Below are 18,598 nucleotides of genomic sequence, written 5' to 3'. Positions count from 1 at the left end.
GCTAAGACTCGTCGCCTCGTTGCAGATTAACTATTTGAAAAGATTTAAAATTAATTATCTGCTAATCGGTGCCGTAACCGTGTTGCTGGCAGTGGCGCTCTGGCCCTCCATTCCCTGGTTCGGAAAAGCCGAAAACCGTATCGCCGCCATTCAGGAGCGGGGGGTTCTGCGCGTCAGTACGATTGAATCGCCTCTGACCTATACCCTTTTTCAGGGCAAAAAAATTGGCCTCGATTACGAGTTAGCCGAACAGTTTGCTCAATATCTTGGCGTTAAGCTTGAAGTCACCGTACGGCCCAATATTCAGGAACTGTTTGACGATATTGATCATGGCAACGCCGATATTATCGCGGCGGGCCTGGTGTACGACACGCAACGCAGCCAGCATTACCGCGCGGGGCCAGCCTATTATTCCGTCTCACAGCAGATGGTTTATCGCATGGGTAGTGCACGTCCTAAGACGTTGGCTGGCATCAAAGAAAACCAGTTGGTGCTCTCGCCAGGCGTCACATCCCTCGGCGCGTTGAACAAACTGAAACAACAAAAATATCCTGATTTGAGCTGGCGTATTGATGAGCACCTCAGCAGTACAGAGCTGATGCAGCAAGTGGTGGATGGAAAGATTGCCTTTACCATTGCTGATTCGGTTGCGATAAGCACTTTCCAGCGCGTTCATCCACAACTGGCGGTTGCGCTGGATATCACAGATGAACAACCGGTGACGTGGTTCAGCGCATTAGATAGCGACGACAGCCTGTCCGCCGCCCTGCTCGACTTTTATAACCAACTCAACAGTGACGATACATTTGCGCGCCTTGAAGAGAAATATCTCGGCCACGTTGGGGATTTTGATTACGTCGATACCCGCACGTTCCTCAAAGCGGTCGATGCGGTACTCCCCGAGCTACAGCCCTTATTCGAAAAGTATGCCACCGAAATAGACTGGCGTTTGCTGGCTGCCATCTCTTATCAGGAATCACACTGGGATAACCAGGCAACGTCGCCAACCGGTGTCCGCGGGTTGATGATGCTGACCAAAAATACCGCGCAAAGCCTGGGCGTCACTGACCGGTTAGATCCGGAGCAAAGTATTGAAGGGGGAAGCCGTTATCTGAGGGATATGATGACCAAAGTCCCCGACAGTGTGCCAAAGGATGAACAGATTTGGTTTGCGCTGACGGCATATAACATGGGTTATGCCCATATGCTTGATGCCCGCCAGCTGACGGCGAAGCAGAAAGGCAATCCGGATAGCTGGGCAGATGTCAAAATACGTCTGCCACTACTGAGCCAAAAACAGTACTACACGAAAACAACCTATGGGTACGCCCGTGGTCACGAAGCGTATGCGTATGTGGAGAACATCCGGAAGTATTACATCAGCCTGGTGGGATACTTACTCGAAAAAGAGAAGCAGGAAGCGCAAGAGCAAAAATATGCCGGGGCGTATCCGGCCGTCGCTCCAGCCGAGTTGGCTATTCCGCGCTTCGGGCCTTTTCCTTTAGCGCCTTTTTCTCAAGACGCCGTGCTCGAAAAAAATCACTTAACATTGCCGAGCACTCTTCAGCCAAAACGCCCTCAGTCACAGTAACCTGGTGATTCATACCAGGATGACCCAAAACATCCATAAGCGAGCCAATGGCGCCGGTTTTGGCGTCACGCGCACCAAACACCAGTTGACCGATGCGGCCATGAACCATCGCCCCTGCACACATGACACAAGGCTCGAGGGTGACATAAAGCGTGGTTTCCAGCAGGCGATAGTTTTGCAATACCAGGCCGCCCTGACGTAGCGCCATAATTTCCGCGTGAGCAGTCGGATCGTGCCGGCCAATCGGACGGTTCCAGCCCTCGCCAATCACCTGGTTGTTATGCACCAGGACCGCACCTACCGGAACTTCACCTTCTTCCCATGCACGACGTGCGAGAGTCAATGCATGACGCATCCAGTGTTCATGGGTAAATTCGCTCAAGGGTTTCTCCGGGCTAGTTTCGGGCGGCGCATTATACACAGCTCCTTTTTATAGCCAAAATAATTCGAGGTGCAGGCAGGCGGCGACTTGAAGCACGAAGGATATTATTCGAGTTGCTGTAGCTGGCCTTCCGGAGTCACCCGCCAGCGGTGCTGACAGAAATAGAGTAAGGGGTTGTCCTGGTTGCTGTCGCTATAGCCACTATAGAGTTGTAGTGGCGTGCCGATTTGCTGTTCGAGCTGCGACACTTTTTCATGTCCCAGGCAACGCAATGTGAGTACCCACCCACCGTGGGAGCGCTTGATTTGGCTGGCGATTAATTTCACTTTTGGCAGCCACGGCGTATCGAAATAAACCTGCTGCACCAGCGGCTGTGGCGAGCCAGTGATCAACCAGACGTCAGCATCTGAGCTGGTGAGATAATCGGTCAGGCGTTGCTGCACCACGGGGAAAGCGGTGACCCGGCTGCGAAACCACGTCACGAAATTGGTTTCCAGTTGCTTGAGGCGCGTTTCACTATGACCAAAGGTTGCGCCCCACAATAGCAAACTCATCGGCCAGCGAGCGGCGCGTCCTTTAATCAGCAACGCGCCACCTATCACCGGCAGGAGCGGAACGACAAGTAACAGATTGAGGGGTTGACGGCGTAGCAGGTAGCGCAAGAAGCTGCCAAACATATCCTGCTGATGCAGCGTGCCATCTAAATCGAAAAAAACTACCCGACGCTCACTCTGAATTGCCAAACGTTACTCCTCTGGATCATTAAAGCCCATAAACCACGTAAATAAGAAACCAGCAATTACCGCTATTAAGAAGCCTAACAGATAGAACATCACTTTTCCGGCAACAATTGTTAATGCCAGGGGTAAACCTGAGATCCCGAAAGTGATGACAGTGGCCACTTTCCAGTAACTGATGAGCGCTCCGCCTACCGCGCCGCCTAAACAGGCGCCGATAAACGGTTTGCCGAGCGGAAGCGTGACCCCAAAAATCAGCGGTTCACCGATACCCAGCAACCCAACGGGTAACGCACCTTTAATCAGTTTTTTCAGGCGCTGATTACGCGTTTTCAGCAACACGGCCAGTGCCGCACCGACTTGTCCAACTCCTGCCATCGCCAGAATCGGCAACAATGCGTTTTGGCCGTGAGTCTGGATAAGTTCAACATGAATCGGCACCAGCCCCTGATGTAATCCCGACAATACCAGCGGCAGGAAGACACCCGATAGTACTGCCCCAACCACCAGCCCACCTTTATCAATCGCCAGGGTCGCACCATGGGCAATCGCGTCAGAAATCAGGCCACCTAATGGTTGCAGCGCCACAATCGCAATCGAGGCGGTAATTAATGTCGTCAGCAGCGGATTGAGAATTAACTCAATGGAACCCGGCAGTAATCGACGTAAGCGTTTTTCAATCCAGCACATCAGCGCGACCACCAGCAATACGGCAATCACCCCACCACGACCGGGCTGGAGATTTTCACCAAACAGCTGGATTTGCGCCAGTTGCGGGCTGGAAAGGATCCCGGCCATTACGCCACCCATCGCCATCGAACCGCCGAAGACTTTGGCGGCATTCACGCCAACCAGAATATTCATGATAGCAAACACCGCGCTACCGAAGATGGCAAGCAGGCCGAGAATGTTCGGATACTGCGTGGCAAGGTCACCGACAATGTCCGGGCGCTTGAGGATGTTGATGATCCCGGTTATCAATCCCGACGCTATAAAAGCAGGAATCAATGGAATAAAGACATTCGCCAGCTTACGCAGGGCTTCGCTCATCGGTGCCTGATAACGGGCTTTTGCCTGCGCTTTATTCTGCGCAATATCATCCTCGCTTGAGAGCGTCTGGCCACTGCTTTGCAACATTTCGCGCATCGCATCCACCACTTGTGCCGCACGACCTGGCCCAACAATCAGCTGATGCTGCTCGCCCTGCTTCACGTAGCCACTCACACCCGGCAGTTTTTTCAGGCGGGCAATATCAAGAAGGCTTACGTCATTCACTTCAACGCGCACGCGAGTCATGCAGTTTTCCAGACGGGCGATATTCCCCTGCCCACCGATTCCAAGCAAAATTTCACTGGCGAGAGTAGCTGTCTTATCCATGATTCAGAGCCTGCTTTTAGTTATAGCCTATCCCAGTAGGCGTTATTGTTGCAGTCAGTTTGAACACGGACAGCGCGCAGCAACCGGAACGTACACGTAGTACGTGAGGATTTTGAGCACTGCCCTGGTTCAAAATGGCAAATAAAATAGCCCTACTGAGATTGGCTAAGGGCTGAGCGAAGATAACCACTGCTGTCAGCCAGACGCGTGTGGGCGGTCTTTGCATCGACACCGGTGAGTATCATTAAAATGGCGGGTTTGACTTCGTAATCCGTCTGTTTGAGCGCGTTTTCGGCATCGATGCGTGTCGCGCCTGTCGCTTCAATCACGATACGGCATGCGCGGTCCACCAGCTTAATATTGGTGGCTTTCATATCGACCATCAGGTTCTGGTAGACCTTGCCCAGTTTCACCATCGCGCCGGTGGAAATCATGTTCAGGACCAGTTTTTGCGCGGTGCCTGATTTCAGACGTGTCGAGCCGGTTAATGCTTCTGGCCCAACAACCGGCGAAATAGCAATTTCAGCTTCCAGCGCGATAGCCGAACCCGGGTTACAGGAGATAGCCGCAGTACGACAGCCAAGGTGACGTGCATAACGCAAACCGCCAATCACATAAGGCGTACGCCCTGACGCGGCAAGCCCAACCACCATATCGTTTGCAGTAAGCCCAAGCTCTTTCAGGTCGTCCTCACCCAATTGCTGATTATCTTCAGCACCTTCAACCGCTTTCAGTAACGCACCCGGGCCACCGGCGATTAAACCAATCACCAGGCCATGTTGGACACCAAAAGTCGGCGGGCATTCAGAGGCATCCAGCACGCCTAAACGCCCACTGGTTCCCGCTCCCATATAAATCAAACGGCCACCAGCCTGCAATGAGGCCGCTGCGGCATCGACAGCTTTGGCCACCTCTGGCAGCGTTTTTTCGACTGCGCCCGCCACCAGGGCATCCTGTTGATTAAAACGCTGAACCATTTCCAGCGTGGAGAGGCAATCGAGATCCATAGTTTGTGGATTGCGAGTTTCAGAAACGAGTGAGCCGAGATTCATCATGCACCTTTGAATATTTAATTCCGTAAAGATTACACATAATGGAATATTAAATTCATTCAGGCGAGCGTAATTTACGTTATTATGGAGTTGCTCACATAATTGACCCGACGGACTGGAGAGGAAATGAACTGCTTATTGCGTATTCGAAGCCGCTACCCAACGCTTGCACAAAGTGACCGTAGACTGGCTGACTTTTTGCTGGAGAAGCCCGACTACGCCCGTCATCTAAGTTCACAGCAACTTGCTGCTGAAGCAGGCGTGAGCCAGTCAAGCGTCGTGAAGTTTTCCCAAAAGCTGGGATTCAAAGGGTTTCCGGCCCTCAAACTGGCAATCAGCGAAGCGCTGGCAAGCCACCAGGAATTGCAGTCCGTCCCGGTTCACAATCTGATTTTGGGTGATGACCCGCTGCGTTTAGTGGGCGAAAAGCTTATAAAGGATAATATGGCGGCGATGCACGCAACACTTGATGTCAACAGCGAAGAGAAGCTGCTGGCGAGTGTGGATATGTTGCGAAACGCACGGCGTGTGTTGCTTGTAGGCATTGGCGCGTCCGGCCTGGTGGCTAAGAATTTTGCCTGGAAGCTGATGAAAATTGGCATTAACGCGGTGGCTGAGCAAGACATGCACGCATTACTGGCGACGGCGCAAGCCTCGAGCAGCGACGATGTGCTGCTGGCGATTTCCTATTCTGGTGAACGGCGTGAGATAAATCTCGCTGCCGATGAAACACTGCGCACCGGCGCAAAAATCCTCGCCATTACCGGGTTTACACCTAACGCTTTACAGCAACGCGCCACGCTTTGTCTGTATACCATCGCTGAAGAACAAGCAACGCGCAGCGCGGCGATTTCATCTACCAGTGCGCAGATGATGCTCACTGATCTTCTGTTTATGGCGTTAGTGCAGCGTGATCTTGAACACGCGCCAAAACGGATCCGTCACAGTGAAGCGCTGGTAAAAAAACTGGTTTGACCGGAGTTTGGGCGTATAATGCCCGCCCTGTTTCTGTTGTTATCGAGATCTTCCCATGGCGCTGCTCATCACTAAAAAATGTATTAACTGCGATATGTGCGAGCCGGAGTGCCCGAACGAAGCCATTTCCATGGGGGATAGTATTTATGAGATCAACACCGATCGCTGCACCGAATGCGTCGGGCACTACGAAACACCTACCTGCCAGAAAGTTTGCCCGATCCCGAATACCATCATCAGCGATCCGGCACGCGTCGAGAACGAAGAGCAACTGTGGGACAAGTTTGTACAGTTGCACCACGCCGACAAACTCTAATTCTCAATAATCACGGTCGCACAGGCGTAATGGCGTTCATCAGCAAGCGTAACATGCACCGAACGAACGCCCATTCTTTGCGCCACTCGCTCCGCCTCTTCCCAAAAACGTAACTGTGGTTTACCGAGCGGATCGTTAAACACTTCGAACTGATTAAACGCCAGCCCGTTACGTATTCCGGTGCCAAAGGCTTTGGCCGCCGCTTCCTTTACCGCAAAACGTTTGGCGAGAAAGCGCACCGGTTGCTGGTGCGCTTGATATTGCAGCCATTCATTGGCGCTCAGCACACGCTTCGCCAGTCGGTCGCCCGAACGCGAGATAACGCTTTCTATGCGCGCTATCTCAACGATATCAGTGCCAAGGCCGAGAATGGCCATTAGCTACGCGCTTCCTGCATCAGGCGTTTCATTTCTGCGACTGCATCTTTCAAACCGCTCATCACGGCGCGACCAATAATCGCATGGCCGATATTCAGTTCATGCATTTCAGGCAGACGAGCAATGGCTTTAACGTTGTGATAAGTCAGACCATGTCCGGCATTCACTTTCAGGCCTTTTCCTGCGGCATAAGTTGCCGCTTCTGCAATACGTGCCAGTTCTTTGGCCTGAGTCGCTTCGTCTTTTGCATCGGCGTAGCAACCAGTATGAATTTCGATATATGGCGCGCCCACGGCGACGGCAGCATCAATTTGCGCGTGGTCGGCGTCGATAAACAGGGAAACCAGAATACCGGCATCGGCGAGGCGTTTGCAGGCATCGCGCATTTTATCCAGCTGACCGGCGACATCCAGCCCACCTTCGGTCGTCACTTCCTGACGCTTTTCCGGCACCAGGCAACAGAAATGCGGTTTAGTCTCGCAAGCAATGCCAATCATCTCTTCGGTGACGGCCATTTCCAGATTCATACGGGTGTCGAGGGTCTGGCGCAGAATACGCACATCGCGGTCGGTAATGTGGCGGCGATCTTCGCGCAGGTGAACCGTAATACCGTCAGCTCCTGCTTGCTCGCAGATAAATGCCGCCTGCACTGGGTCAGGATATGCCGTGCCACGTGCATTACGCAAAGTTGCGATGTGATCAATGTTTACGCCTAACAGTAATTCAGCCATGACAATCCTCGAGGTCAGAACAGGTTTGAGTTCCGGCAGTTTACACCCGGTGAGGAAAGCATGGCTACGATAAGGCGTTATTGCGGGTCTTGAGGTGATTTAATTGGTGGTTTTTTCGGCACAAACTGGCGGAATAATTCGCGGCTTTTAAGGGGTTTGCCACCCAGATAGGGTTTCAATGCCATACGGGTAAAGCGTTTTGCGGCGCGTAAGGTTGCAACATCAGGAAATTCGCGGTTCGCGAGGGCTTTTAATTCATGTCCGGTGAAACTGCGATTATCCACCACCAGGCTGGCGATAAACCCTTTCTCTTCACGATAGCGATAAGTCATGGTATCGCTAACTTCTTCCCCACTTCCGGCGCAGTGCAAGAAATCCACGCCATATCCCAGGTGCCCGAGCAGAGCCAATTCAAAACGGCGCAAAGCCGGTTCGGGTGAGCCGCTCGTTCCTGCTAATGCCTGAATGCAATGGAGGTAATCGAAGAATAATTCAGAGAAACGCGTTTCATCTTCCAGCACGCGAGAAACCAGTTCATTCACGTACAGGCCGCTGTAGAGCGTGATACCACTAAGCGGGAGAGCCAGTGAGACAGCTTCGGCGCTTCGCAGTGTTTTGACTTCACCACGACCGCCCCAGCGAACTAACAAGGGGGTAAAGGGTTGTAGCGTCCCTTTAAGATTAGAGCGACGAGAACGAGCGCCTTTCGCAATTAAACGAACGCGCCCGGACTCTTCAGAAAAGAGGTCAAGCAGAAGGCTGGTTTCGCTCCAGGGGCGACTATGCAGGACAAAAGCCCGTTGCCAGCCTTCCATTTTCTTATTTCAAATCGTCAGTATAGCCCAAGCTACGCAGTGCGCGCTCGTCATCAGCCCAACCGGATTTAACCTTAACCCACAGTTCAAGGTGGATTTTGGCTTCGAACATCTCTTCCATGTCTTTACGCGCTTCAATACCGATGGTTTTGATCTTGGCGCCTTTGTTGCCAATTACCATCTTCTTCTGGCCTTCACGTTCAACCAGAATCAGGCCATTAATGTCGAAACCGCCACGGGCGTTAGACACGAATTGCTCGATTTCAACGGTAACAGAATACGGCAACTCAGCACCGAGGAAACGCATCAGTTTTTCACGGATGATTTCAGATGCCATGAAACGCTGTGAACGGTCGGTGATGTAATCTTCCGGGAAGTGATGAATCGCTTCTGGCAGACGTTTACGAACGATGCTGGCGATTGTGTCCACGTTCATGCCATTCTCAGCAGAGATAGGCACGATATCGAGGAAGTTCATCTGGCTGCCGAGGAACTGCAGATGCGGCAGCAAAACGCCTTTATCCTGAACGTTGTCAACTTTGTTCACCGCCAGAATCACCGGCGCGCGAGCGTCACGCAGCTTGTTGAGCACCATCTCATCGTCTGCGGTCCACTTCGTCCCTTCAACTACAAAGATAACCAGCTCAACGTCACCGATAGAGCTGCTCGCCGCTTTGTTCATCAGGCGGTTGATCGCGCGTTTTTCTTCCATGTGCAGCCCTGGGGTATCAACATAAATTGCCTGATACGGGCCTTCAGTATGGATACCCATAATGCGGTGACGAGTGGTCTGCGCTTTACGGGAAGTGATAGAGATTTTTTGCCCAAGCAACTGGTTTAGCAGCGTGGATTTGCCGACATTCGGGCGACCAACGATGGCCACGAATCCGCAAAAGGTTTGTTCTTCGCTCATTATTCCAGCTCCAGCTTGATAAGCGCCTGCTCAGCTGCAGCCTGTTCCGCTTTACGGCGGCTTGAACCGGTACCAATCACCGGCTCAGGCAGGCCACTCACCTGACAGTGAATGGTAAATTCCTGATCGTGCGCTTCACCACGAACCTGCACAACCAAATAAGATGGCAGTGGCAAGTGGCGACCCTGCAAATACTCTTGCAGACGCGTCTTAGGGTCTTTTTGCTTGTCGCCTGGGCTAATTTCATCCAAACGAGATTGATACCAGGAAAGAATTAAACGCTCAACATTCTGGATATCGCTGTCGAGGAACACGCCACCAATTAAGGCTTCGACGGTATCGGCCAGAATAGATTCGCGACGGAAACCGCCACTTTTCAATTCGCCCGGCCCAAGGCGCAGACATTCGCCTAATTCGAATTCGCGGGCAATTTCTGCCAGCGTATTTCCGCGTACCAGCGTCGCACGCATACGGCTCATATCGCCTTCATCTACACGAGGAAAACGATGATAAAGCGCGTTTGCAATAACGTAGCTAAGAATGGAGTCGCCTAAAAACTCAAGACGCTCATTATGTTTGCTGCTGGCACTGCGATGCGTTAATGCCTGTTGCAACAGATCCTGATGTACAAAAGTGTAGCCCAGCTTACGCTGCAGCCTATTAATTACGATGGGGTTCATGCGATACCAATTAATGAATGCGTCAATTATTCAGCACACGGAACAGACCTGAAGAAGAGAACCAACGCTGTTTCGTTTGCCGTGGCTCCCTTACGGGAGCCAGCCTAATACGGGGGGATATTCTATACGCAACGACAAGGTATGTCGTCACTTGAATGGATTTAATTGATCAATGAATTCCGCCAATACGGCTTAAACGAACACCCGTTGGCCATTCACCCTCTTGTTTCTCAAAACTCATCCAGATTGCGGTCGCTTTACCTACCAGATTTGCCTCAGGAACAAAGCCCCAATAACGGCTATCAGCGCTGTTATCGCGGTTATCACCCATCATGAAGTAATGACCCGGCGGCACAATCCACGTTGCCAGTTGTTGACCCGGTTGCTGGTAGTACATCCCCAGTTGGTCTTGTGCAATTGGTACGGTCAGAATGCGGTGCGTCACGTCTCCCAGTGTTTCTTTGCGCTCAGACAGACGGATACCGTTTTCTTTAGTCTGGTTTAACGGCAACTCGAAGAAACCGGAGTTTGCTTCTCCACCGTTACGGCGCGCGAAAGTCTGCACAAAATCACCAGGTTCAACATTGCTATAAGTGATTGGCAACGCGTTATCACATGCCTGACCAGAACTACAATTTGGCTGAACAGTCACTTCTTTGGCGACAGGATCGTAGCTAACACGGTCGCCTGGCAAGCCGACTGCACGCTTGATGTAATCAAGACGCGGATCTTGTGGATATTTGAACACCACAATATCGCCACGTTTTGGATGACCGGTTTCGATGAGCGTTTTCTGGTAAATCGGATCTTTAATACCGTAAGCAAATTTCTCCACCAGAATAAAATCGCCAATTAATAACGTTGGCATCATTGATCCTGATGGGATCTGGAACGGTTCGTAAACAAACGAACGCACAATCAATACAATAGCGAGCACCGGGAATACGGATGCCCCCGTTTCTAACCAACCTGGTTTCGGTGCAACTTTTTTTAGCGTTTTGCTATCAAGTGCATCGCCAGTGGCAGCTTGCGCTGCCGCCTGTTTTTCCCGACGCTTTGGCGCAAAGATAAATTTATCAATACACCATAGAAGACCCGTTACCAGCGTCGCAATCACGAGGATTAGCGCAAACATATTCGCCATGCCAACTCCTTAAATTATTTGCCGTCTTTGCCAACATGGAGAATGGCGAGGAACGCTTCCTGAGGCAATTCGACGTTACCGACTTGCTTCATACGCTTCTTACCGTCTTTCTGTTTCTGCAGCAGCTTTTTCTTACGGCTTACGTCACCGCCGTAGCATTTTGCTAATACGTTTTTACGCAACTGTTTTACGGTCGAACGCGCAATGATATGTGCGCCGATTGCCGCCTGAATCGCGATGTCGAATTGTTGACGAGGGATCAGCTCTTGCATCTTCTCGACCAACTGGCGTCCACGGAACTGCGAGTTGCCACGGTGAGTGATCAATGCAAGGGCATCAACGCGATCGCCGTTAATCAATACGTCTACGCGCACCATGTCTGATGCCTGGAAGCGTTTGAAGTTATAGTCCAGGGAAGCATAGCCACGGGACGTTGATTTCAGGCGGTCGAAGAAGTCGAGTACCACTTCAGCCATTGGGATTTCATAGGTCAGCGCAACCTGGTTACCGTGGTAAACCATGTTGGTCTGCACGCCACGCTTCTCGATACATAGAGTGATAACGCTACCCAGATATTCCTGAGGCATCAGCATGTGACACTCAGCAATCGGCTCACGCAACTCAGCAATGTTATTCAGCGCTGGCAGCTTGGATGGGCTATCGACATAAATCGTCTCACCACTGGTGGTTTCAACTTCGTAAACTACGGTTGGCGCAGTGGTAATCAGATCCAGATCGTATTCACGCTCCAGACGTTCCTGAATGATTTCCATGTGCAGCAGACCGAGGAAGCCACAGCGGAAGCCGAAGCCCAACGCGGTAGAGCTTTCTGGTTCATAGAACAAAGACGCATCGTTCAGGCTCAGTTTGCCCAACGCATCACGGAAGTTCTCGTAATCGTCAGAGCTGACAGGGAACAGACCGGCATAAACCTGCGGTTTCACTTTTTTGAAGCCCGGCAGCGCTTTTTCTGCTGGGTTACGAGCAAGAGTCAAGGTATCGCCAACCGGTGCGCCCAGGATATCTTTGATTGCGCAGACCAACCAGCCTACTTCGCCGCAACCCAACACATCACGGTCAACACGTTTCGGCGTAAAGATACCCAGACGGTCAGCGTTATACACCTGGCCGGTACTCATGACTTTAATTTTATCGCCTTTCTTCATGGTGCCGTTTTTAATACGGACCAAAGAGACAACACCAAGATAGTTATCGAACCAGGAGTCAATGATCAGCGCCTGCAGTGGCGCGTCCGGATCACCTTCAGGACCTGGGATATCACGAACCAGACGTTCAAGAACATCGGTGACACCTAAACCGGTTTTTGCCGAGCAACGCACAGCATCTGCTGCATCAATGCCAACGATATCTTCAATTTCTTGCGCAGCACGTTCAGGATCGGCTGCTGGCAGGTCAATTTTGTTCAGGACAGGAACCACTTCCAGATCCATTTCCATCGCGGTATAGCAGTTTGCCAGGGTCTGAGCTTCTACGCCCTGACCGGCATCCACCACCAGCAATGCACCTTCACAAGCCGCTAATGAGCGGGAAACTTCATAAGAGAAGTCTACGTGGCCTGGGGTGTCGATGAAATTCAGGTGATAGGTTTCACCATCACTTGCTTTGTAATCCAGGGTAACGCTTTGCGCTTTAATGGTAATTCCGCGCTCACGTTCCAGATCCATGGAATCGAGGACCTGAGCCTCCATTTCACGATCCGACAGGCCACCGCAAATTTGGATAATACGGTCAGACAGCGTCGATTTGCCGTGGTCGATGTGGGCAATAATAGAAAAGTTACGTATATTCTTCATAGTTAGAGGTTTTTATGCCTTACAAATCCGGGAAAGCTCGGCGCAATGCGCTGTACAGAGCGTGATGTCAATGGCTGTCTTTTGCCTGAAACGCCGCATTCTACACTACAACGAGAAAGCGAGGAAACAGGTCATCATGCAAGCGTCGCTGAGAGATGAAAGACCTATGGAATGTGTGTCTAAAGGAATGCGGGCAGCGCAGATGTTACTGGCTGTCCGCAGAGGTCGTTGTTTCGACTCTTAGAGCATTTGGCGGTAAGGCGACGCTGAGAATAACGGGCTGCCAGGACTCACGACGACTGAGTTTCAAGGAGAAGCCACGCGCGATAAGAAAACCGCCCACTCCGCCTAACAGAGCGCCACAAATCGCCGCAAAGTTGGTACTAAACAGCGCCTGAAACAGTGCCGAAACCACAAATAATCCCACCAGCGGGGACATGTACACCAGTAATGCAGAGCCAATCAGACTGCCTTCGGCAATACCCAACTCGACTTTTTGCCCCACCACCAGTGGCGTATCGCAAGCCACCGCTAAGGTATGACTGGTTTGTGGACCTAGCTTATTAAGAACACGGCTGCCGCAACCTGCGCGTGAAGCACAGCTGTTGCATGACGCTTTAACGTCACAACTCAACAATGCTTCACCCTTTTGCCAGGAGATGACTGTTGCCCACTCCTTAATCATTGTGCAGTCCTGAATTTAATGCTGTCAGCAATACGTTTTGCCGTTTGTGGCGGCAACTCACCGACGATAGTGATTTCAGTTTTATCACGAATTTCGGAACTTACCGTGCGACGCCCGGTACGTAGGATCTGATCAGTGCTGTTATTGGCTGCGCGACTAATGTTAACCGAGAAGCTAAACAGGCCGTCAGAATATAGGCGTGATTCGATTGGAACATCAACGGTCGGCAATGGACGGCGGCTGCTGGAGACTTCACTAAAACCTTGCGGCAACCAGGTCGGCGCCCAGGAAAAATTGATTTTCTCAGCACCTGGCACTGATAACAGTGGCGGTAAATTCGCTTTCGCGAGGCTCTGCATCATGCCATTAGCTTCTTTGCTGACGTTGAAGGAGATGACACGGAATTGCTCCAGCGTTTCACCATCACGGTCCAGCAAATCAACACGCATCGGTAATTTGGTTTCGGAGTCCAACCACACCATGTAGCTGTATCGGGTGCCGTCTCGCGCCACGACTCGAATCACTTCGCACAGACGATCGGCAATACGCGTCCGTCCGACTGAAATGAAGTCGTAATAAGGCGTTAAACGTTTGAAGTCGGTATAGACGATGGATGGAAGCGAATCAACGATGTAGTCACCGGTGAGCGTAAAAGGCTCAAGCCCAGGTTCAAAGTAGCTGATTTCACTGCCACGCTGGACAACTTCTCGGCGCGGGCCATCCATCTGAAGCAATTGCGCGAGTGGACGATTATCAAGCCTTGCATGGCGATAGCGTAAGGACTCTATCCCTTGCTTATTAATGCTGATAAATGCCAACTCATAATTGAGTGACTGACTCGCCTGGTTCATTTGCTGCAACAATGCCCCGGACGAAACAGTGTCCGCCGAGGCATTTGAGCTGAACAACAGGCTGCTTGTCATAAGAGACACTGCATACCAAAGTTGCTTCATTACTGCGATTGAGTTCCTAACGTTTGGTTTCCTGGCACTTGTACCGCAGCTTGCTGGGTTTGTGCCTGTTCAAACTGGAGTTGCTCGGCGTGTAAACGACGCTGCAATTCGTAATCTTGCAACATAGCATTGATACGTCGACGTTGTTCCTGTACCTGCTGCTGACCGGTACTTGCAGTACTGTCAGACGGTACACCCAAACTTACCGGGCTCGCTTTACCCATCATAGGTAAAGTGTTGAACACTGGTGCTTCAGGCTGCGCAGGATTGTCAGATTGGCCATTATAGTGCTGCACACCAACAATAACCGCAAGTGATACGCATGCTGCAACACCTACCTGAGTCAATTGGCTGGCCCAAGGACGTACCTTATTCCAGAACGACATTTTCTGCCATTGCTGAGGTTCAGGCTGCTGTTCCGTGATAAGTGGCGTGACATGACGCACTGGTTCATTTTCAATCGCCGCCATAACATTGGCTGCAATATCAAAATGAAGCAATTCACTGGTATCGCCGCGCATAGTATCGCGGATTAGGTGGTAGCTCTCCCAGCTTTGCTGCAATGATTTGTCTTGTGATAAGACGCTCAGCAGCTCGCTATCCAGAGTTTCCCCATCCATTAAAGCGGAAAGCTGTTCTTTCTGCATGCCTAATTACCCTTCCAGTAACCCGCTATCGTCAACGCCTGATAAGCGGTTGAACTTTATTATCAATAGCTTCCCGCGCACGGAAAATACGAGAACGTACAGTCCCTACTGGGCAATCCATGATGGCGGCTATTTCTTCATAGCTCAAACCATCCAACTCCCGCAACGTAATTGCCATGCGTAAATCTTCAGGGAGTGACTCAATAGTACGGAAAACTATTTGTCTCAGTTCTTCAGACAACATTAAGTTCTCAGGGTTCGAAATTTCTTTTAATGCACTGCCACTTTCGTAGTTTTCCGCATCAATTGCATCCACATCGCTAGATGGAGGACGACGTCCCTGAGCAACCAGATAATTTTTTGCCGTGTTGACCGCGATGCGGTACAACCATGTATAAAACGCACTATCGCCACGGAATGAATCCAATGCGCGATAAGCTTTGATGAAAGACTCCTGCACCACGTCAGGAACATCTCCTGAAGGTACATAGCGGGAAACCAGACTCGCCACTTTATGCTGATAGCGAACCACCAGTAAATTAAATGACTTCTGATCTCCCTTCTGGACCCGTTCGACGAGGACCTGATCCGTTAACTGCTCGCTCATCCGAGGTAATGTCTCCCCAAACCTATTTCCACGCGTAATTGAAAAGCCACCCGAACTCTGCATAAATGAGCAAGTTCACGGTTGGAGCGCTCGATTTGAGCAAAGTTCCATTACGCCATTGTTTTCCTGATCTGTTCCACGAATTGTCTCTTCTTGATTATAAGTTTCATGGCACAAACGGTGGCACCTTTTTTATCCTGAAAGGCGATCGCTAGAATCATGCAGAGTATCGCATGAATCATGATTTTTCATCAGAAAATCTGCCACTAACGGTGAGCTGGCGCGAAAAAGTGTGTATTAACGCTATTATTCGGATGAAACTGAGTAAAACCCTCCTCTTGTTTAGTTGATATAACGCAGCCTTAAAAAAAGCGTGTTACAGCCCACATCGGATGATATGCTGGCCCAACCTTTGTTTAGTAAATTAAACACGATGAACGCAAATTCCGAACTCGCATGTGATGTACTTATCGTCGGTAGCGGAGCTGCTGGCCTATCTCTCGCTTTACGGCTTGCCGAAAACTGCAAAGTTATTGTTCTGAGTAAAGGGCCAATAAATGAAGGCTCGACATTCTATGCTCAAGGTGGCATTGCCGCGGTGTTTGATGAAACGGATAGCATCGATTCACATGTCGAAGACACGCTGATTGCAGGTGCCGGAATTTGCGATCGAGATGCGGTGGAATTTGTTGCCAGTAACGCGCGCCATTGTGTGCAGTGGTTAATCGATCAAGGCGTGCTGTTTGATACTGAGATCCAGGCAAATGGTGCTGAAAGCTACCATCTAACTCGCGAAGGTGGGCATAGCCATCGCCGCATTCTGCATGCTGCAGATGCCACAGGTAAAGAAGTTGAAACCACGCTGGTCGGCAAAGCGTTGAGCCATCCCAATATTCGCGTGATTGAGCGGAGTAACGCTGTCGATCTGATTGTTTCAGATAAGATTGGTCTGCCGGGCACCCGTCGCGTGGTGGGTGCGTGGATTTGGAACCGTAACCGCGAAAAAGTGGAAACTTGCCGGACGAAAGCTGTGGTTTTAGCCACCGGCGGCGCATCAAAAGTTTATCAATATACTACTAACCCGGATATTTCTTCGGGCGATGGTATTGCCATGGCCTGGCGTGCCGGTTGTCGTGTAGCGAACCTTGAGTTTAATCAGTTCCACCCTACCGCTTTGTTCCATCCGCAAGCGCGAAATTTCCTGCTAACCGAAGCATTACGCGGTGAAGGTGCGTATCTCAAACGCCCAGATGGTAGCCGATTTATGCCTGATTTTGATGAGCGCGGCGAACTTGCCCCGCGCGACATCGTCGCACGCGCCATCGATCATGAGATGAAACGTCTGGGTGCCGATTGCATGTATCTGGATATCAGCCACAAGCCCGAAGAGTTTGTGCGCCACCATTTCCCTACCATTTACGAAAAACTGATGGGACTGGGTATCGATCTTACTAAAGAACCGGTTCCCGTGGTACCTGCAGCCCACTATACCTGCGGCGGTGTGATGGTGGATGAGAATGGTCGCACTGACGTTGATGGCTTGTACGCTATCGGCGAAGTGACTTATACCGGGCTGCACGGTGCAAACCGTATGGCGTCAAATTCGTTACTCGAGTGTCTGGTTTATGGTTGGTCAGCCGCGGAGGATATTATGAAGCGCATGCCATACGCACGAATTTCCCGCTCATTGCCTGACTGGGATGACAGTCGCGTCGATAACCCTGATGAACAGGTGGTTATCCAGCACAACTGGCATGAACTGCGTCTGTTTATGTGGGATTACGTCGGGATCGTGCGCTCCACTCGCCGTCTGGAACGTGCATTGCGCAGAATTACCATGTTGCAGCAGGAAATCGACGAGTACTATGCCAACTTCCGCGTGTCGAACAATTTACTGGAACTTCGCAACCTGGTTCAGGTTGCAGAGTTAATTGTGCGCTGTGCCATGATGCGTAAAGAAAGCCGGGGTTTGCATTACACTCTGGACTACCCGGATTTGGCTGATAACTCCGGACCAAGCATTCTTTCGCCGCTTTACATAAACAAATAGAAGTCCTGGGTTAGGCCACAGTATCCTTCGGAATATTGCTGGTCTGGCCCACGAATAATCAAACGATCGGTAAAGTACTCTCCGTCTGTCGGTGACAACGCAAGCATCACACGATGCGGCAAACGCGTTTCATTATCTGCAATATCTGTACGATAACGTACAAACCATCCCTGCGTTTTTGCTAACTCAGTAAAAGCTGTTCCCGACGTTTCAGGCATGATCACACAGAAAAAGCCGTCTTCCGTGATCAATTCCGCTGCACTGCTCAGCAACGCCTGATGATCAAGCGTCGTGGTATAACGAGCCTGAGCACGTTCCGGGGATGCACAATCACTGCCCTGTGCAAAAAACGGTGGATTGCTAACTATTAACGAGTAACGTTGCGTAGCTTGCTGCGCCCACTCACGGATATCCGCACAATGAACATTAATGCGTGAAGACCACTTACACCCTGCCGCGTTTTCCGCGGCCTGCTCTGCGGCAATGGGATCAAGTTCCACGGCATCAATGATTACATCTTCAGACGTACGTTGCGCCAGCATCAATGCCAGCAACCCGCTACCAGTGCCGATATCCAGTGCATTCTTTACTTTAGCGACGGGAACCCACGCTCCCAGCAACGTGCCATCGGTACCAACTTTCATTGCGCATCGATCGTGCGCTACAAAGAACTGTTTAAAGGTGAATCCATCACGACGCAATACTGCTTTTTGACTGCACATCTTAGCTACCCTGTAGAGAAACTGGAGTAG

Annotated in this window: 21 protein-coding genes; 4 read left to right on the top strand and 17 right to left on the bottom strand. The window is 51.0% G+C overall.

What is annotated here, in order from left to right:
* The first annotated feature begins 34 nt into the window (after positions 1-34).
* Positions 35-1,591: a membrane-bound lytic murein transglycosylase MltF gene (gene mltF, locus WBL83_RS15705; RefSeq protein ID WP_424590027.1), complete on the top strand. Its 1,557-nt coding sequence runs from the start codon at positions 35-37 to the stop codon at positions 1,589-1,591.
* On the opposite strand, the gene tadA is transcribed toward mltF, so the two are convergent.
* The 4 genes from tadA to murQ all read right to left on the bottom strand — a co-directional run bounded on the left by tadA (position 1,476) and on the right by murQ (position 5,139).
* Entirely contained in the window at positions 1,476-1,946 is a 471-nt protein-coding gene (tadA, locus tag WBL83_RS15700; protein ID WP_424590104.1) for a tRNA adenosine(34) deaminase TadA, read from the bottom strand. The two genes, mltF and tadA, sit on opposite strands and share 116 nt — an antisense overlap.
* A 131-nt stretch (positions 1,947-2,077) precedes the next feature.
* Positions 2,078-2,710 carry a phosphatidylglycerophosphatase C gene (gene yfhb, locus WBL83_RS15695; RefSeq protein ID WP_424590103.1) on the bottom strand — a complete coding sequence of 211 codons (633 nt, stop codon included), beginning with the start codon at positions 2,708-2,710 and terminating at the stop codon, positions 2,078-2,080.
* Between the two features lie 9 nt (positions 2,711-2,719).
* The gene (locus WBL83_RS15690) at positions 2,720-4,087 is read right to left on the bottom strand and encodes a PTS transporter subunit EIIC (RefSeq protein WP_424590026.1); all 1,368 of its coding nucleotides are present in this window, start codon (positions 4,085-4,087) and stop codon (positions 2,720-2,722) included.
* 152 nt (positions 4,088-4,239) lie between these two features.
* The gene (gene murQ, locus WBL83_RS15685; protein ID WP_424590102.1) at positions 4,240-5,139 is read right to left on the bottom strand and encodes an N-acetylmuramic acid 6-phosphate etherase; all 900 of its coding nucleotides are present in this window, start codon (positions 5,137-5,139) and stop codon (positions 4,240-4,242) included.
* A gap of 126 nt (positions 5,140-5,265) precedes the next feature.
* Between murQ and WBL83_RS15680 the strand changes: the two genes are divergently transcribed.
* Positions 5,266-6,114: a MurR/RpiR family transcriptional regulator gene (locus tag WBL83_RS15680; RefSeq protein ID WP_424590025.1), complete on the top strand. Its 849-nt coding sequence runs from the start codon at positions 5,266-5,268 to the stop codon at positions 6,112-6,114.
* Between the two features lie 55 nt (positions 6,115-6,169).
* Positions 6,170-6,430: a YfhL family 4Fe-4S dicluster ferredoxin gene (locus WBL83_RS15675; protein ID WP_424590024.1), complete on the top strand. Its 261-nt coding sequence runs from the start codon at positions 6,170-6,172 to the stop codon at positions 6,428-6,430.
* On the opposite strand, the gene acpS is transcribed toward WBL83_RS15675, so the two are convergent.
* The 12 genes from acpS to WBL83_RS15615 form a co-directional block, all read right to left on the bottom strand.
* On the bottom strand, positions 6,427-6,807 hold the full coding sequence (gene acpS / locus WBL83_RS15670) for a holo-ACP synthase (protein ID WP_064544373.1): 381 nt from the start codon (positions 6,805-6,807) through the stop codon (positions 6,427-6,429). The two genes, WBL83_RS15675 and acpS, sit on opposite strands and share 4 nt — an antisense overlap.
* The gene (gene pdxJ, locus WBL83_RS15665) at positions 6,807-7,538 is read right to left on the bottom strand and encodes a pyridoxine 5'-phosphate synthase (RefSeq protein ID WP_424590023.1); all 732 of its coding nucleotides are present in this window, start codon (positions 7,536-7,538) and stop codon (positions 6,807-6,809) included. The genes acpS and pdxJ overlap by 1 nt, the downstream gene beginning before the upstream one ends.
* A gap of 77 nt (positions 7,539-7,615) precedes the next feature.
* The gene (gene recO / locus WBL83_RS15660; RefSeq protein WP_424590022.1) at positions 7,616-8,353 is read right to left on the bottom strand and encodes a DNA repair protein RecO; all 738 of its coding nucleotides are present in this window, start codon (positions 8,351-8,353) and stop codon (positions 7,616-7,618) included.
* 4 nt (positions 8,354-8,357) lie between these two features.
* Positions 8,358-9,266: a GTPase Era gene (gene era / locus WBL83_RS15655; RefSeq protein ID WP_424590021.1), complete on the bottom strand. Its 909-nt coding sequence runs from the start codon at positions 9,264-9,266 to the stop codon at positions 8,358-8,360.
* Complete coding sequence (gene rnc, locus WBL83_RS15650; RefSeq protein ID WP_034459305.1) at positions 9,266-9,946, bottom strand: ribonuclease III; 681 nt, start codon at positions 9,944-9,946, stop codon at positions 9,266-9,268. Before rnc ends, era begins: the two co-directional genes overlap by 1 nt.
* A 169-nt stretch (positions 9,947-10,115) precedes the next feature.
* A complete protein-coding gene (gene lepB, locus WBL83_RS15645) occupies positions 10,116-11,090 on the bottom strand; it encodes a signal peptidase I (protein WP_424590020.1) in 975 nt (324 codons plus the stop codon).
* 14 nt (positions 11,091-11,104) lie between these two features.
* Positions 11,105-12,904, bottom strand: a complete 1,800-nt coding sequence (lepA, locus tag WBL83_RS15640) for a translation elongation factor 4 (protein ID WP_424590019.1) — start codon at positions 12,902-12,904, stop codon at positions 11,105-11,107.
* Positions 12,905-13,109: 205 nt separating this feature from the next.
* Entirely contained in the window at positions 13,110-13,589 is a 480-nt protein-coding gene (gene rseC / locus WBL83_RS15635; protein ID WP_424590018.1) for a SoxR-reducing system protein RseC, read from the bottom strand.
* Positions 13,586-14,542, bottom strand: a complete 957-nt coding sequence (rseB, locus tag WBL83_RS15630; RefSeq protein WP_424590017.1) for a sigma-E factor regulatory protein RseB — start codon at positions 14,540-14,542, stop codon at positions 13,586-13,588. The genes rseC and rseB overlap by 4 nt, the downstream gene beginning before the upstream one ends.
* Positions 14,542-15,189, bottom strand: a complete 648-nt coding sequence (rseA, locus tag WBL83_RS15625; protein WP_424590016.1) for an anti-sigma-E factor RseA — start codon at positions 15,187-15,189, stop codon at positions 14,542-14,544. The genes rseB and rseA overlap by 1 nt, the downstream gene beginning before the upstream one ends.
* Before the next feature lie 31 nt (positions 15,190-15,220).
* A complete protein-coding gene (rpoE, locus tag WBL83_RS15620) occupies positions 15,221-15,796 on the bottom strand; it encodes an RNA polymerase sigma factor RpoE (protein WP_016537822.1) in 576 nt (191 codons plus the stop codon).
* 22 nt (positions 15,797-15,818) lie between these two features.
* Complete coding sequence (locus WBL83_RS15615; RefSeq protein WP_370090880.1) at positions 15,819-15,875, bottom strand: hypothetical protein; 57 nt, start codon at positions 15,873-15,875, stop codon at positions 15,819-15,821.
* Between the two features lie 354 nt (positions 15,876-16,229).
* On the opposite strand from WBL83_RS15615, the gene nadB reads away from it, so the two are divergent.
* A complete protein-coding gene (gene nadB, locus WBL83_RS15610; protein WP_424590015.1) occupies positions 16,230-17,846 on the top strand; it encodes an L-aspartate oxidase in 1,617 nt (538 codons plus the stop codon).
* Here nadB and trmN read toward each other — a convergent pair.
* A complete protein-coding gene (trmN, locus tag WBL83_RS15605; RefSeq protein WP_424590014.1) occupies positions 17,831-18,568 on the bottom strand; it encodes a tRNA(1)(Val) (adenine(37)-N(6))-methyltransferase TrmN in 738 nt (245 codons plus the stop codon). The genes nadB and trmN overlap by 16 nt on opposite strands.
* Between the last annotated feature and the right edge of the window lie 30 nt (positions 18,569-18,598).

This window comes from Buttiauxella sp. (assembly GCF_049686335.1).
GTDB lineage: Bacteria > Pseudomonadota > Gammaproteobacteria > Enterobacterales > Enterobacteriaceae > Buttiauxella.
The sequence above is the reverse complement of the archived record's forward strand: the minus strand, read 5'-3'. Positions and strand labels throughout refer to the sequence as shown.